This window comes from Hahella sp. NBU794, from assembly GCF_050749805.1.
Classification (GTDB): Bacteria; Pseudomonadota; Gammaproteobacteria; order Pseudomonadales; family Oleiphilaceae; genus Hahella.
The window spans coordinates 1962359-1975920 of sequence record NZ_CP192738.1; the positions used below are offsets into that span (position 1 = coordinate 1962359).

The window sequence follows — 13562 nt, forward strand, 5'->3', positions numbered from 1 at the left end:
CGTTGTAAAAGAAGTTTTGGGGTCGTTGCTTTTTTGAGCCAATAATAAAAAGGTGCAAATTTAATGAAGCAGATTAGCGTAGAGACCAGGGAGCAGTTTTTTGAGCTTTTAGAGGAGGAGTTCAAAAAGAAACTGGAACCTGGCTTAGCGGAGGATGTGAACCGGTTCGCCCGGCTTTATCTCGAAATGTCGCCTCTGGACGAAATCCGTAGTCGCCGTCTGGCGGATATCTACGGCGCAGTCGTCGCCTGTTGGCACTTCCTGCAAGATCATCATCAAGACCAGCCCAAGGTCACCGTATTCAACCCGGACCTGGAAACGCACGGCTGGCAATCCACCCACACTGTCATTGGCATACTTCACAACAACATTCCCTTTATCGTTGACTCGGTGCGTATGGGGCTGAACCGCATGGAGTTGACGCTGCACTCCATTCAGCATGCGGTTCTGTACATCGAGCGTGACAGTTCCGCCAAACTCAAACGCGTTATCGGCCGTGACGAAGAGCCGGCGCGGGAGCTGGGCGAGTCCATGGTGTATGTGGAGATCGATCGTCATAACGATCCCGCTGATCACCAGCGCATCAAAGATGAACTGGAGACAGTTCTTGGAGAAGTGCGCACTGCGGTGGGCGACTACGAAAAAATGAAGTCGCACGCGCAAGAGCTCATCAGCGAGTTCGAGAAAGATATTCCCAATGTCAAAAAGACGGATTTAAAAGAAGCGAGCGAGTTTCTGAAGTGGCTGGCGGCAGACCATTTCACCTTCCTTGGCTACGACGAGTATCAATTCAAGAAGGCGGGCAAGGACACCATCATTCAGCAGGTTGCGGGTTCTGAACTGGGTATCTTGAAGAGCCATCCAGAACGTCCCGCAATGATGAAGATGAGCGATCTGCCGCAGAAAGCCCGTCGTCAGATGCTGCAATCCGAGATTTTCACCTTCGCCAAATCGTCGCAGCGCTCGCGGGTGCACCGTCCCGCTTATCCTGACTATGTGTCAGTGAAGAAGTTCAACGAGCAGGGCGAAGTTATCGGGGAGCGTCGCTTCCTGGGTCTGTATACCTCACGGGTTTACCACCAGCGTCCTGACGATATCCCATTGGTCAGACGTAAGGTTAAACACGTCCTGAAGCGCTCTGGCTTCAACCCCAGCGATTACGCGGGTAAAGAGTTGGATCAAATTCTGGCGGTTTATCCTCGCGATGAGCTGTTCCAGTTGGGGCGCGATGATTTGTTCGACGTGGCTATGGGTATTCTGTATATCCAGGAGCGTCGCAAAATTCGCCTGTTTATTCGCGAGGACGTATACGGACAGTTTGTCAGCGCCATTGTGTATGTGCCGAGAGATCTGTACAGCACCGATCTGCGTCTGCGCATTTCCGATATTCTGGTTAAAGCCACCGGCGCGGAAGACGTAGAGTTCACCACTTATTTCTCCGAGTCCGTGCTGGCGCGTACGCAGTTCAATCTGCGCGTACCGCAAGCGGAGCGTCGCGACCTGCGTCCGGCTGAGCTGGAAGAACGCATCATCGCCGCCGCTCAGTCCTGGCAGGATGGCCTGATGGAGAGCTTGTACGAAGCGCATGGCGAAGAACAGGCTAACTCCTATATTCATCTGTACGCCAATGCATTCAATGGCGCGTACAGAGAGGAATTTTCACCTCGCCGCGCGGTGATCGACATCGAGCATATCGCCTCATTGAGCGATGAGCGTCCGCTGGCGATGAGTTTCTATCGTGCACTGGAAGAAGACGAAAGCATTCTGCACTTCAAACTTTTCCACGGCGTTGTGCAAGTGCCGTTATCGGACGTGCTGCCGCTGTTTGAAAACCTCGGTCTGAGAGTGTTGGGCGAGCACCCGTTTGAAGCGATTGACCGTAACGGCAAAGTGGTCTGGATTCATGACTTCTCTTTGCAAAGCCGTGGCGGCGAAGTGATCGACATCCAGAAAATTCGCAAGAAGTTCGAAGAGCTGTTTCTGCGAGTGTGGACCAATGAAGCTGAGAACGACATCTTCAACCGCCTGGTGTTGGCGGCGCAGATGGATTGGCGGCAGATCGCCATGCTCCGCGCTTACGCCCGTTACATGCGTCAGATTCGCTTCAGCTATAGCCAGGACTTTATCGCCAATACCCTGGTCAACCACGTCCATATCGCCAAGTCCATTTACGAGCTGTTCGAAGCCCGTTTCAATCCAGCGAAAATTCAGAGCGAAGCCCAGTGCGGCGCTGCGCAACAGAAGCTGGAGATTGAGATCAACCAGGCTCTGGACGAAGTGGAGCACTTGAGCGAAGACCGCGTACTGCGCCGTTTTGTCGAACTGATCAAGGCGACGCTGCGCACCAACTACTATCAACGCGGCGAAGACAACGGCGTGAAGGGATACATGTCCTTCAAATTCAGCCCCCGCGACATTCCAGAAATGCCGCTGCCGCTGCCGATGTTCGAAATCTTCGTTTATTCCCCTCGTGTGGAAGGCGTGCACCTGCGTGGCGGTAAAGTCGCCCGTGGCGGTCTGCGCTGGTCCGATCGCTTTGAGGATTACCGCACGGAAGTGCTGGGTCTGGTGAAGGCGCAGCAGGTCAAGAACTCCGTTATCGTACCAGTGGGCGCCAAGGGTGGCTTCGTCGCCAAGCAGCTGCCTGAGAATGATCGCGAAGCCATGCTGAACGAAGGTATCGCTTGCTACAAAACCTTTATTCGCGGCTTGTTGGATGTCACCGATAATCTGTCCAGCGGCGAAGTGGTTCCGCCTCTGGATGTGGTGCGTCACGATGAAGACGACTATTACCTGGTTGTGGCGGCGGATAAAGGTACTGCAACGTTCAGCGACATCGCCAACTCATTGTCGGAAGAGTACAACTTCTGGCTGGGCGATGCGTTTGCGTCCGGCGGCAGCCAGGGTTACGACCACAAGAAGATGGGTATCACCGCTCGCGGCGGCTGGGTTTCTGTTGAGCGTCACTTCCGTGAAATGGGCGTGAATACAGCGACTGACGACTTCACTGTGGTGGGCGTGGGCGACATGTCCGGAGACGTGTTCGGCAACGGCATGTTGCGTTCTGAGCATATTCTCATGGTGGCCGCCTTTAACCATATGCACATCTTTATTGATCCGAACCCGGACGCCGCGTCCAGCTTCGCAGAGCGCAAGCGCCTGTTCGAACTGCCGCGCTCCACGTGGATGGATTACGACAGCAAACTGATCTCGGCGGGCGGCGGTATATTCTCGCGCAACGCCAAGTCGATTCCGATCAGCCCTGAAATGAAGGCGCGCTTCGGCATCAAGCAGGACCGTTTGCCTCCCAACATGCTGATTTCGCAGTTGTTGAAGGCTCCGGTTGATCTGCTTTGGTTCGGTGGTATCGGCACCTATGTGAAATCCTCAGAAGAGTCGCACGCAGACGTAGGCGATAAAGCCAACGACGCGCTGCGGGTCGACGCGAGCGATTTGCAGGTGAAAGTCATCGGCGAAGGCGGCAACCTGGGTATGACCCAGTTGGCCCGTATCGAATACGCCCTCAACTATGGTCGCCTGAACACTGACTTTATTGATAACGCTGGCGGCGTGGACTGTTCTGACCACGAAGTTAACATCAAGATCCTGCTGAACGAGATTGTCGCCGGCGGCGATATGACTATGAAGCAGCGTAATAAGTTGTTGGCGGACATGACTGACTCCGTCGCAGATCTGGTGTTGATGAACAACTACCGTCAGACCCAGGCGCTGAGTATTGCGGAGACTGATGCGGCGACCCGCATTGAAGAGTACCGTCGTTTGATCAACCACCTGGAGTCTATTGGTAAGCTGAATCGCGGCCTGGAATTTATTCCGGATGATGAAACCATCACCGAGCGTAAATCCATGAAGCGCGGACTGGTGAGACCAGAACTCTGTACGCTGATTTCCTACGTCAAAGGCTGGTTGAAAGAGACCTTGATCGACAGCGATCTGGTGGATCATGAGTATCTGGCTAACGAACTGCACACCGAGTTCCCGCAGATGCTGGTGGATAAGTTTGGTCGTCAGATGCGCGATCACCGTCTGCGTCGCGAGATTATCGCCACTCAGGTCGCCAACGACATGGTCAACCACATGGGCATTACCTTTGTGGAGCGTCTGCGTCAGTCTACTGGCGCGCCGGTGGCGGCGATCGCTCAGGCGTACGTTATCGCCAGAAACGTCTTCCAGGTGCAGAATCAGTGGGCGGCGATCGAAGCCTTGGATTATAAAGTCGGCAGCGGCATGCAGATCGCAATGATGTCCGAACTGATCCGTTTAGTGCGCAGAGCGACCCGTTGGTTCCTGAGAAATCGTCGCAGCGAACTGAATGTCATGGAGAACATGGACAAATTCTCCACTGGCATCGACTACATCGCGCACCACTTCAAGGAACTTCTCTCCGGCGACCAGCTCAAGCTGTGGCAGGAGCGCTATGACGGCTATCGTCAGGCCGGCGTGCCGGATGAGCTGGCTGCGACAGTCGCGGGAACGCCGTACCTGTACTCCGCTTTGGGCATCATTGAAGCGCAAGAGCAGACCAACGCCAGCCTGGATTACGTGGCGCGTATGTTCTTCCGTATGGGCGAAAGGCTGGATATGCAGTGGTTCGGGCATCAGCTCAATATCGCGCAGCCTGCGACGCATTGGCAGGCGCTGGCGAGAGAGAGCTTCCGTGAGGATCTCGATTGGCAGCAGCGTGCTCTGACGGTCGGTATCCTGCGCATGACAGACGCGCCGGAAGATATTGATCAGCGTATTGACGCCTGGTCAGAGTGCAATACGGACCTGATTGAGCGCTGGCGCGGTATGTTGACCGAGCTGAAAGCGACGAAAGATCCAGAGTTCCCCATGTACTCTGTGGCCCTGCGTGAACTGTTGGATCTGGCGCAGAGCACTTCGCACGCCACCACTAAGATCTGATAACGTAACGTAACGTAACGCCGGCGCAGCGCTTCGCTCTACTTGAGCAGGAGGGCTGCGCCGGTTTATTTTTAGAGAACTAATCAGTAACCGCAGAGTGGTCTGGAGATGCGGCAAATTATCGTCGACATCCATATATCCGTAGAGGAGTATTTGAACGTTTATCGCGGTAGCGCGAAAAACGTCAACGCCATAAGCCGGGAAGGGCTCAGGGTTCAATTCCCCGCCAATATCCTGCAGCGCTTCGTAACCCGAGAGGGTATCCGGGGTTCATTCGTCATCACTTTCGATGACGCCAATAAATTTCACTCCATTGAGCAATTGGCTTACTAGCCGGCTTTATTCGCTTCGCGTCAGCCAGTCCGGGTGCTGAAGTGCAATTTTCAATAACGCTGCGACGCTGATAGCGTCCGTAATTGCGCCGCTCAGCGCCATGTCTACGGCTTCTTGCAGGGGCAGTTGTCGCACTTTTAACTCTTCCGTTTCATCCGGATTCCAACCGACTTGCGTAAGCTTGCGCGCGACATACACCACGCCTTGTTCGTCAGTAACGCAGTTGCTGGTGTGCAGGCGCATTAACTCTGACAGCTCGTCGGCAATCAGTCCCGTCTCCTCTTGCAGCTCTCTGCGCGCGGCGTCCGCCGTCCATTCGTCGTGAGGCGCGCCGCCCATTGGGATCTCCCAGGAATAGCACTCCGTCGCATAGCGATACTGTCCCACCAGCCAGGTGTAGCCCTGGTCATCGACCGGCACGATGCCGACCGCCTTGTTCTTCATGTGCACAACGCCATAAATGCCGGGTTTGCCGGTGGGGGCGATGACCTCCCGGTGCTCCACTTGAATCCAGGGGTTAACATAAACCTGATTGCTGGAGAGGGTGCGCCAGGGATTGATTTCAGGGGAGTCTGACATAATGGATTCCTTGTGCGACAAAGCTCAGTGGCTCGAAATAATAAGAGTGAGTGGAAACTTATAACAAAAACGCCGGGGGAGAAACTCCGCCGGCGTTTTGGATGGTGTGGATTGAGTCTGGTGTTGAAATCAGGAGTGTTTGACGAACCAGTAACGTTCCCAGGCGACCAGAACCCTTTCTGGATACCAGGTTTTGCCCAGGCTGCCGTTGTAGCGGGCCAGGGCGCGAATCAGGTTGCCTTTTTCCTTGTCCAGATAGTGCTTTAGAATCGTGCAGCCGTAACGCAGATTGGTGGCCACATCGTGGAGATTGTCCTCCGGGCGTCCGATTTCATCGATCCAGAACGGCATCACCTGCATCAGGCCGCGAGCGCCTGCGCTGGATACGGCGTAGGGGTCGAAGCGGCTTTCCACATGCATGACCGACAAGACAATTTCCGGGTTGAGTCCGGCCCGGGTGGCCTCCAGGTGCACCAGCTTCAGCAGCTCAAGGCGCTTGTTGGTGTCCTTTATGTATTTCTCCATACGGGCGGACATGTCCACCAGCCACACTTCGGCGTCAAAGCGGTCAATAAAGCTTTTGGACTCATTGACCGTGCGTTTCAATACGGCCCGCAACTCTGGGTCCGGTTCCTGAGGGCCTGCTGCGAAGGAGGCCGTCGGCGCAAGCGCCAGCAGCATGAGCATCCCGAATAGCAAAGACAAGCCCTTGCCACGAACAAGGGCGGGGCGTACTGAATAACTGTACTGCATGATTCAACTGACTATTTTTTCAACTTCTCTTTAATGAAGTTTACAACAGTATCCACTGTCATATCTGTGCTGTCGGTATCACGACGGCCTTTGTATTCCACTTTACCTTCCGCCAGGCCGCGATCGCTGATGACGACGCGGTGCGGAATGCCTATGAGCTCCATTTCGGCGAACTTAACGCCAGGGCGCTCATTGCGGTCGTCCAGCAGAACGTCCACGCCAGCCTGCAGCAGTTCTGCATAAAGGCTTTCCGCTTTCTCGCGCACGACATCGGATTTGTGCATGTTCAATGGAACCAGGGCGACCTGGAAAGGAGCCAGGGCGTCTGGCCAGATGATGCCTTTGTCGTCGTGGCCCTGTTCAATCGCGGCGGCGACCACACGGGATACGCCAATACCGTAACAGCCCATTTGCATTACAGTGGCTTTGCCGTTTTCGTCCAGGACGGTGGCGTTCATGGCGGAGCTGTATTTGTCGCCCAGCTTGAATACGTGGCCCACTTCGATGCCTTTTTTGAGCACCAGAACGCCTTTGCCGTCTGGGCTGGGATCGCCTTCCACGACGTTGCGCAGGTCGGCGGTTTCTTTGATTTCGCAGTCACGTCCCCAGTTAACGCCAGTGAGGTGCTGACCTTCTTCGTTGGCGCCGCAGACAAAGTCCGCCAGCACGGCTGCGCTGTGGTCAACAATAGTGCGAAGGGGCAGATTCACGGGACCAATGGAGCCGGGCTTGCAGCCTACCGCCGCCTCGATGGCTTCGTCGCTGGCGAGCGTCAGCGGGGACGCCACGCCAGATAGTTTTTCCGCTTTGATTTCATTAAGGACATGATCGCCGCGCAGCACCAGGGCGATGATTGGGGCAGGCTTGCCTTCTTCCGCTTCGCCCAGCACCAGCAGGGTTTTCACGGTTTGCTCCGCAGGCAGATTCAAGAATGCGGAGACGCTTTCAATCGTGCGTTGCTCGGGCGTCGCTACCTTGGTCATGTCTTTGGAAGGCGCAGGCGCTTGCTTAAGCGTGGTCAGAGCTTCCGCTTTTTCCAGGTTGGCGGCGTAATCGCTTTCAGTGCTGAATGCAATCAAATCTTCCCCGGAGTTGGCCAGTACATGGAACTCATGGGAAGAAGACCCGCCGATGCTGCCGCTGTCCGCCTGCACAGGACGGAAGTCCAGGCCAAAGCGGGTGAATATGCGGGTATAAGCGTCGTACATGACCATGTAGGTCTCGTCCAGCGATTCCTGATTCACATGGAAGGAATAAGCGTCCTTCATCAGGAATTCTCTGGCGCGCATGATGCCGAAGCGAGGGCGGCGCTCATCGCGGAATTTCATCTGAATCTGATAAAAGTTAGCCGGTAGTTGTTTATAGCTTTTCAATTCATTGCGAATCAGGTCGGTGATGACTTCTTCATGAGTCGGGCCGACGCAGAAATCACGGTTGTGGCGGTCTTGAATGCGCAGCAACTCGCCGCCGTATTGCTCCCAGCGGCCGGACTCGATCCATAACTCTGCTGGCTGCACCGCCGGCATCAACACTTCCTGGGCGCCGGAACGGTCCATTTCCTCTCTGACGATGTTTTCAACTTTTTTCAGAACCCTCAAGCCAAGGGGGAGCCAGGTATAGAGACCTGCGGCCAGCTTGCGAATCATGCCTGCGCGCAGCATCAACTGATGACTGATGACTTCCGCGTCGGCAGGGGTTTCTTTCAGGGTGGCGATCAGGTATCGACTTGCGCGCATATATCTTCCCAGGAATACAAATAAATAAGGTTAACTACCGGTAATGGTTTATTTTTACTGCCGCACTATTGTAGAAGCGATGACTCCTTGCGTACAGGCGCGATTGTATTAATTGCGAATACGACGCCGAGCGCGGCCCGACGGCCGCCATGACGATCGGATTTATCGCAGATTTCCCCAAAACGGCCCGCCAAAGCGGCCTTTTTTCGCGTCATACAACAGTTTGTCATGAGAACGCAACCGGCCTCATGGTTTATGCCATATACCTGCTTGGCAACCCTGGGGCGATGAGGCAAACTCACCAGCGTCCGATGATACAGTTGAGCCTATGATGCTGACCGCGCACGAAATTCAAAACATCATCAGAACCGGCGTGCCGATGGCGGAGTCCATCGATTTCCGGGTTGATGAGGTCTCAGGCAAGAACGCTATCGCCAGAATCCCGTTTTCAGAAACCTTTGTGCGCCCCGGAGGAACCCTTTCCGGACCCATCATCATGTCGCTTGCGGATGCATCCATGTATGCAATTATCCTGGCGACTTTAGGGCGTGTGGAAATGGCTGTCACCAGCAATTTAAACATCAACTTTTTACAACGGCCCAAGCCGGAAGACCTGTTGGCGGAGGCGACTCTGCTGAAACTGGGTTCCCGGATTGCATTTTGTGAAGTAAATCTGTACTCGCCGAACAGCGATGGTTTGGTCGCACACGCAACGGGAAGTTACGCGTTGCCGCGGTAAGGGGGGGAGGAGCCCGCCAGGCGCGTCGCAGCTAGTAGACTGCTGTACCGCAATAATAGCCGTACCCACAACAATAAAAACCAAATGAAATGACTTTGATCAGAGTACTAACTCAAGAACGATCAGTACTAACCTCGTGGAATAACTACAGGAAGTTATGACTATGAACATTACCGCCAGTAAAAACTCAGAAGCGCTGCAGGAGCTCGAACAGCGCAGGCAGCCCGTGCAAGAACGCAGCCGGGAAAGAGTCGAGCTGATATTAAACGAAGCTGCCATTCTTATCAGTGAAGTTGGCGTGCAGGGAGCGAAAACCTCGGAAATCGCCCGTCGCGCGGGTATTTCCCTAGCGTCTTTGTACCGTTATTTCCCCAACAAGGCCGCTATAGTCAAGGCCTTGGCTGAGCGCCATATCAAAACGCTGAGCACCGTCATGGAGGAATTTGTAAACGAGTTTGATCTGGAGGAAGGGTTTGACAAGCTCATCGACACCTTCGCCCATTTCTACCGGTCCGAGCCGGGTTATAAGGAAATCTGGTCGGGCGTAGAGGCGATGCCAGAGCTGCAGCAATTGGATCTCGGTGAGCTGTTCGATAACGCCCAGGCCATTACCAATCGCGCCAAACTGCTGTATCCGCAAGTCGAACAAGAGCGTCTGTGGTTGATATGCGTGATGCTGCCCAGAGCCTGCGGCGCTATCCTGAGGCTGGCCATGACTATGGAAGAAAAGCCTGAGTCAATCATGCTGACGGAATTAAAGTTGATGGTGAAGTCATACTTGCGTCAACGTTTAGGTGAGCTGGACGCGGCGGCGTAACGTCGTGTGATCGGCTGCCCCGCATTGGGCCTGGAGTCAGGGAGTGCGGAAACCCACAAATGAAGACGTCCCGCAAATAAGCATGCGTCATCCCTGTCGCCAATACTTGGCGGCGTCTTCATACGGTGTATTACCGGAGGACTGAAAGCGAGTCAGTCAATGACGTCTTTCAGCGCCTCCTCAAGCGTATCGAATTGAAAACTGAAGTTTTCTTCCAATAAACGGGCTGGAATCGCCTTTTGTCCCGTTAGCAACATCCTTGATAGTTCTCCCATCGCTAACTTCAATGCAAATGCAGGCGCCGTGCAGAATGCGGGGCGATGAAGCAGCTTCGCCAAAGTGGCGGTGAACTCGGCGTTAGTGACTGGCGTAGTGCTGACGGCGTTGTAGGGGCCGCTGCAGGTAGGCGTTTCGAGTAAATGCAGTAGAACTCTCAACAGGTCCTGAATATGAATCCAGGGCATCCATTGACTTCCGTCGCCAAACTTTCCTCCCAGGCCAAGCTTAAAAACGGGCAGCATTTTCTGTAGGAAACCTTCTTTTCCCACCACCAGACCGATACGGGCGATAGCGACGCGCATGCCAATGCTCTCTGCGCTAAGGGCGGCAGCTTCCCATTCGCTGCACAGCTCATGGGTGAATTCCTCGTGGGGTGGGGTTTGCTCCGTCACTAATAGATTTTGCTGGTCGCCGTAATAGCCCACGGCGGATGCGGAAACCATGGCTTTGGGGGGCGTTTCCATTTGCTTGCACATGTCAATCAAGTCATGAGTCAGCGCAATGCGGCTTTGCTTCAGCTTTTGTTTGCGCGCTTGCGTCCAGTGTCTGTCGGCTACGGGTTCGCCGGCCAGATTGATGATGGCGTCAACAGGCGCTTCTATGAGATCCGCGCGTAGCTCTCCGATACTCCGGCAGCGCTCTCCCACCAAGTGGGCGACCTGCTCTGGTCTCCTGCTGAATACCGTGGTGTCGTGTCCACTGGCCCATAACGCCCGACACAGTTGTTTGCCGATAAAACCTGTGCCCCCGGTCACCAGGATGTGCATGCTCGGATCTCCTTAAACTCTTCCTTTATTAATACATAATTTGCCGACTTTACGCGGGTGGTGCGCAGTGGCGATGAGGTTATCTTGTGCCTATTCGGGCGGCTATACAATAAGTTGTTCAATAACCTGAAGTTGTTCAATAACCTGGGCTTAGCTCGCTCAGTTCAGAATATAGTCGTGGCAAGTTAAAAAGATGGCTAGTGGCCTCTCGCAAATACTGGTGGCCGTGTTAGCGTGCATTGGACTGAAGAAGGTCGCGAACAATGCCTTCTACGGTGGCGATGAAGAGAGGGTGCTCGCCAAGGGGCGGCAGCAGAGTGATGTCGACGCCGGACTCTTCGGTTAGCGTGGATATCATGGCGGGAACGTCTTCTCGCAAATGTTTGCCGGCGGCGAAAAAAAGAGGCAGTACGGCGATGGATTGTGCGCCTTGATCTCGTGCTTGTATTACGGCTTGTTCCAAGGTGGGTTCCGCAAGCTCCATGAACGCCAGGGAAACCTGAGTGGCGCTTTGGGACAGGCGTTCCGTCAGTGCGATAAAAGGCTGCAGCCAATTGTTGTCACGGCTGCCGTGAGCAAGAAGTATCGTATGGTCGAAAGTCATAATGAATTGCCGAATCTCCAATTTGTGCATGATACGCCGATAAGGCCGGTTTGGTTTGCCGCTTTTTTTATACGGGGCCTATTTTCTTGACTTGGACGCCTATAATCGAGAGCTTACTCAGTTTTAGGTGCGAAACGAATATCCATCTTGGTTTTTGCGCAGCGTTTTGTGTCGATGATGAGGGAGGGGGAATGTGGTCGGACAGCGAAATTTTACGTTATTGGTTTGGCGAGCAGGATGAGAGAGGGTTGCCGCCACAGGAAAATCTCCGGCGCTGGTTTACCGAGGCGAAGAGCTATGATCGTGAAATTCGCCGGCGCTTTTTAACGACGGTTGTTCTGGCCTCTGAGCAGGGACTGCGGCATTGGCGCGACAGCTCCGATGGCGTACTGGCCTTGATTCTACTGCAGGATGTTTTTCCGCGTTATATCTTTCGCGGCGGCGCCATGGCGTTTGATCAGGACAAAGAGTCCAGAAAAATAGCGCAGGAAGGGCTTAAAAAGGCGTTGGACGTCAGGCTGGAGCCGGTTCACCGGATCTTCTTCTACCTGCCGCTTCTGCATTCGGAGAAGATGCCTGATCAAGAGGAGTCGGTTGCGTTGTATCGACAGCTCGCTGCGACCTGCGAGGCGGGTCCGTTAAGGGATTTTGTCAGTGGTTTCGCAAGCATGGCGGAAACGAACCGGGGCGTTATTCGCCAATTTGGGCGTTTCCCCCACAGAAACAAGATACTGAAGCGTGCGAGCAGACCAGAGGAGGTCGAGTTTTTGGCCTCTTATCCAGCCGTATACGATTGATCCAGCCTGACGGCTAATTTCTTATTCTAATGCTGTTCACCTGTGAGGATTTTCTGTCTCCTGGGTCACAATGTTGACCTTTGCTGGCTGAGCCTTGTATCCCCCTTTGTTAACATGCGGGGTTCGTCACAGTTTCCTGGACTTTGCGTCAACGGCTCCTGAGTGACGTCTGGAGCCTGGAAGTAAAATAAGAGTTAGTTATGTCTAGTAGCCTTGAATTGGACTTTCCCGCTGTAGATCAGTCCTTATGTGAATCGATTCAATATCAGGGAAGAAAGGCCTCAAGGGTCAAAAGCGAGCAGCGACGCCGAGAAATATTGCAAGCCGCTTTACGCATAGTGGCGAAGGAGGGCGTGCAAGGCGTCAAGCATCGTGCCGTAGCGAAAGAGGCGGGTGTCCCGTTAGCCTCCACCACTTATTACTTCAAAGACATCAATGAGTTAATTACCGACGCTTTCATGCTGTTCGCGGAAAAAAGCCGCGAGAAGTTGGAGTTCTTCTATTCTGAATTACGTCGTCTTGCGGATGAGTATGATGCAGTCTCCGTCATGGAAGATGAAGGGCGCAGGCGCGAATTCGCCAACGCGTTGGTGGAGATGGGGACAAACTACGTGCTGGGTCAGGTCCGGCACCATAAGTCTGAACTCATGTCGGAGCAGGCGTTTTTAATGGAGTCTGTGCGGGATGAGAGTCTGAGTGCGCTGGCTCGGCGCTATAAAGACGCCTGGTTGTCCGGGTTGGTAGACTTTATGCAGTCGCTTGGCTACGAGACCTATACTGAGGATGCGGCCATTATTATGGGAATGGTGGGCAATCTGGAGCAGGAGGGCGCGCTTCAGGGCGGCAGCATTGATGACGATAAGGTGCGCAGGGTCTGGCGGCGCCTTCTTTATATGATGCTGGATATTCGTTAAGTTCCGGTTCCCCCTGCTTTTGTTTAACGAGATGAAAAAAAATCAAAATAGGGGTTGCGCGCTTGGAGAACGCTAATTATAATGCGCCCACTTCTGTTGAGGAGCACCTCGAAAGAAGCTGAAAAGCAAGCTAACATTATGATTAGCTTGATCTTTTAAGCGGGAATAGCTCAGTTGGTAGAGCACAACCTTGCCAAGGTTGGGGTCGCGAGTTCGAGTCTCGTTTCCCGCTCCAAATTTTCTCTTCAAGTTTTCATTCCAATCTTTTCAAATAATCAAGTTCTTGCTCCCAGTCTCCTATTGGTTTCTCTGGATTTT

General features: G+C 53.9%; 11 protein-coding genes and 1 tRNA gene. 7 read left to right on the forward strand and 5 right to left on the reverse strand.

The genetic code is table 11. From position 1 onward, the window contains the following. Positions 1–63: 63 nt before the first annotated feature. Positions 64–4926: an NAD-glutamate dehydrogenase gene (locus ACQYWX_RS08870; protein WP_431688534.1), complete on the forward strand. Its 4863-nt coding sequence runs from the start codon at positions 64–66 to the stop codon at positions 4924–4926. 108 nt (positions 4927–5034) lie between these two features. Then, positions 5035–5259, forward strand: a complete 225-nt coding sequence (locus tag ACQYWX_RS08875; RefSeq protein WP_431688535.1) for a DUF2835 domain-containing protein — start codon at positions 5035–5037, stop codon at positions 5257–5259. 6 nt (positions 5260–5265) lie between these two features. Here the strand turns inward: ACQYWX_RS08875 and ACQYWX_RS08880 are convergent, their stop codons facing one another. The 3 genes from ACQYWX_RS08880 to ACQYWX_RS08890 all read right to left on the reverse strand — a co-directional run bounded on the left by ACQYWX_RS08880 (position 5266) and on the right by ACQYWX_RS08890 (position 8327). Then, on the reverse strand, positions 5266–5838 hold the full coding sequence (locus ACQYWX_RS08880) for an NUDIX domain-containing protein (protein ID WP_431688536.1): 573 nt from the start codon (positions 5836–5838) through the stop codon (positions 5266–5268). Between the two features lie 129 nt (positions 5839–5967). Beyond that, the gene (locus ACQYWX_RS08885; RefSeq protein WP_431688537.1) at positions 5968–6591 is read right to left on the reverse strand and encodes a lytic transglycosylase domain-containing protein; all 624 of its coding nucleotides are present in this window, start codon (positions 6589–6591) and stop codon (positions 5968–5970) included. Positions 6592–6602: 11 nt separating this feature from the next. Further along, positions 6603–8327: a proline--tRNA ligase gene (locus tag ACQYWX_RS08890; RefSeq protein ID WP_431688538.1), complete on the reverse strand. Its 1725-nt coding sequence runs from the start codon at positions 8325–8327 to the stop codon at positions 6603–6605. 328 nt (positions 8328–8655) lie between these two features. Between ACQYWX_RS08890 and ACQYWX_RS08895 the strand changes: the two genes are divergently transcribed. Together ACQYWX_RS08895 and ACQYWX_RS08900 are read left to right on the forward strand one after the other, a co-directional pair. Further along, positions 8656–9066, forward strand: a complete 411-nt coding sequence (locus ACQYWX_RS08895; RefSeq protein ID WP_011398530.1) for a PaaI family thioesterase — start codon at positions 8656–8658, stop codon at positions 9064–9066. A 163-nt stretch (positions 9067–9229) separates the two neighbouring features. Beyond that, complete coding sequence (locus ACQYWX_RS08900; RefSeq protein ID WP_253938430.1) at positions 9230–9883, forward strand: TetR/AcrR family transcriptional regulator; 654 nt, start codon at positions 9230–9232, stop codon at positions 9881–9883. A 152-nt stretch (positions 9884–10035) separates the two neighbouring features. Here the strand turns inward: ACQYWX_RS08900 and ACQYWX_RS08905 are convergent, their stop codons facing one another. Next, complete coding sequence (locus tag ACQYWX_RS08905; protein ID WP_431688539.1) at positions 10036–10929, reverse strand: TIGR01777 family oxidoreductase; 894 nt, start codon at positions 10927–10929, stop codon at positions 10036–10038. 229 nt (positions 10930–11158) lie between these two features. After that, on the reverse strand, positions 11159–11533 hold the full coding sequence (locus ACQYWX_RS08910) for a sirohydrochlorin chelatase (RefSeq protein WP_216737775.1): 375 nt from the start codon (positions 11531–11533) through the stop codon (positions 11159–11161). 191 nt (positions 11534–11724) lie between these two features. Here ACQYWX_RS08910 and ACQYWX_RS08915 point away from each other — a divergent pair, with 191 nt between their 5' ends. The 3 genes from ACQYWX_RS08915 (at position 11725) to ACQYWX_RS08925 (ending at position 13479) form a co-directional block, all read left to right on the forward strand. Beyond that, positions 11725–12330: a DUF924 family protein gene (locus ACQYWX_RS08915; RefSeq protein ID WP_216737774.1), complete on the forward strand. Its 606-nt coding sequence runs from the start codon at positions 11725–11727 to the stop codon at positions 12328–12330. Between the two features lie 200 nt (positions 12331–12530). Next, positions 12531–13244, forward strand: a complete 714-nt coding sequence (locus ACQYWX_RS08920) for a TetR/AcrR family transcriptional regulator (RefSeq protein WP_216737773.1) — start codon at positions 12531–12533, stop codon at positions 13242–13244. Positions 13245–13403: 159 nt separating this feature from the next. Then, a tRNA-Gly gene (locus tag ACQYWX_RS08925) sits at positions 13404–13479 on the forward strand. Positions 13480–13562 lie beyond the last annotated feature (83 nt).

Excerpts from the sequence above, each read along its gene's own strand:
- ACQYWX_RS08870 (WP_431688534.1), top strand. The coding sequence starts at position 64 with ATGAAGCAGATTAGCGTAGAGACCAGGGAGCAGTTTTTTGAGCTTTTA.
- ACQYWX_RS08875 (WP_431688535.1), top strand. The coding sequence starts at position 5,035 with ATGCGGCAAATTATCGTCGACATCCATATATCCGTAGAGGAGTATTTG.
- ACQYWX_RS08880 (WP_431688536.1), bottom strand. The coding sequence starts at position 5,838 with ATGTCAGACTCCCCTGAAATCAATCCCTGGCGCACCCTCTCCAGCAAT.
- ACQYWX_RS08885 (WP_431688537.1), bottom strand. The coding sequence starts at position 6,591 with ATGCAGTACAGTTATTCAGTACGCCCCGCCCTTGTTCGTGGCAAGGGC.
- ACQYWX_RS08890 (WP_431688538.1), bottom strand. The coding sequence starts at position 8,327 with ATGCGCGCAAGTCGATACCTGATCGCCACCCTGAAAGAAACCCCTGCC.
- ACQYWX_RS08895 (WP_011398530.1), top strand. The coding sequence starts at position 8,656 with ATGATGCTGACCGCGCACGAAATTCAAAACATCATCAGAACCGGCGTG.
- ACQYWX_RS08900 (WP_253938430.1), top strand. The coding sequence starts at position 9,230 with ATGAACATTACCGCCAGTAAAAACTCAGAAGCGCTGCAGGAGCTCGAA.
- ACQYWX_RS08905 (WP_431688539.1), bottom strand. The coding sequence starts at position 10,929 with ATGCACATCCTGGTGACCGGGGGCACAGGTTTTATCGGCAAACAACTG.
- ACQYWX_RS08910 (WP_216737775.1), bottom strand. The coding sequence starts at position 11,533 with ATGACTTTCGACCATACGATACTTCTTGCTCACGGCAGCCGTGACAAC.
- ACQYWX_RS08915 (WP_216737774.1), top strand. The coding sequence starts at position 11,725 with ATGTGGTCGGACAGCGAAATTTTACGTTATTGGTTTGGCGAGCAGGAT.
- ACQYWX_RS08920 (WP_216737773.1), top strand. The coding sequence starts at position 12,531 with ATGTCTAGTAGCCTTGAATTGGACTTTCCCGCTGTAGATCAGTCCTTA.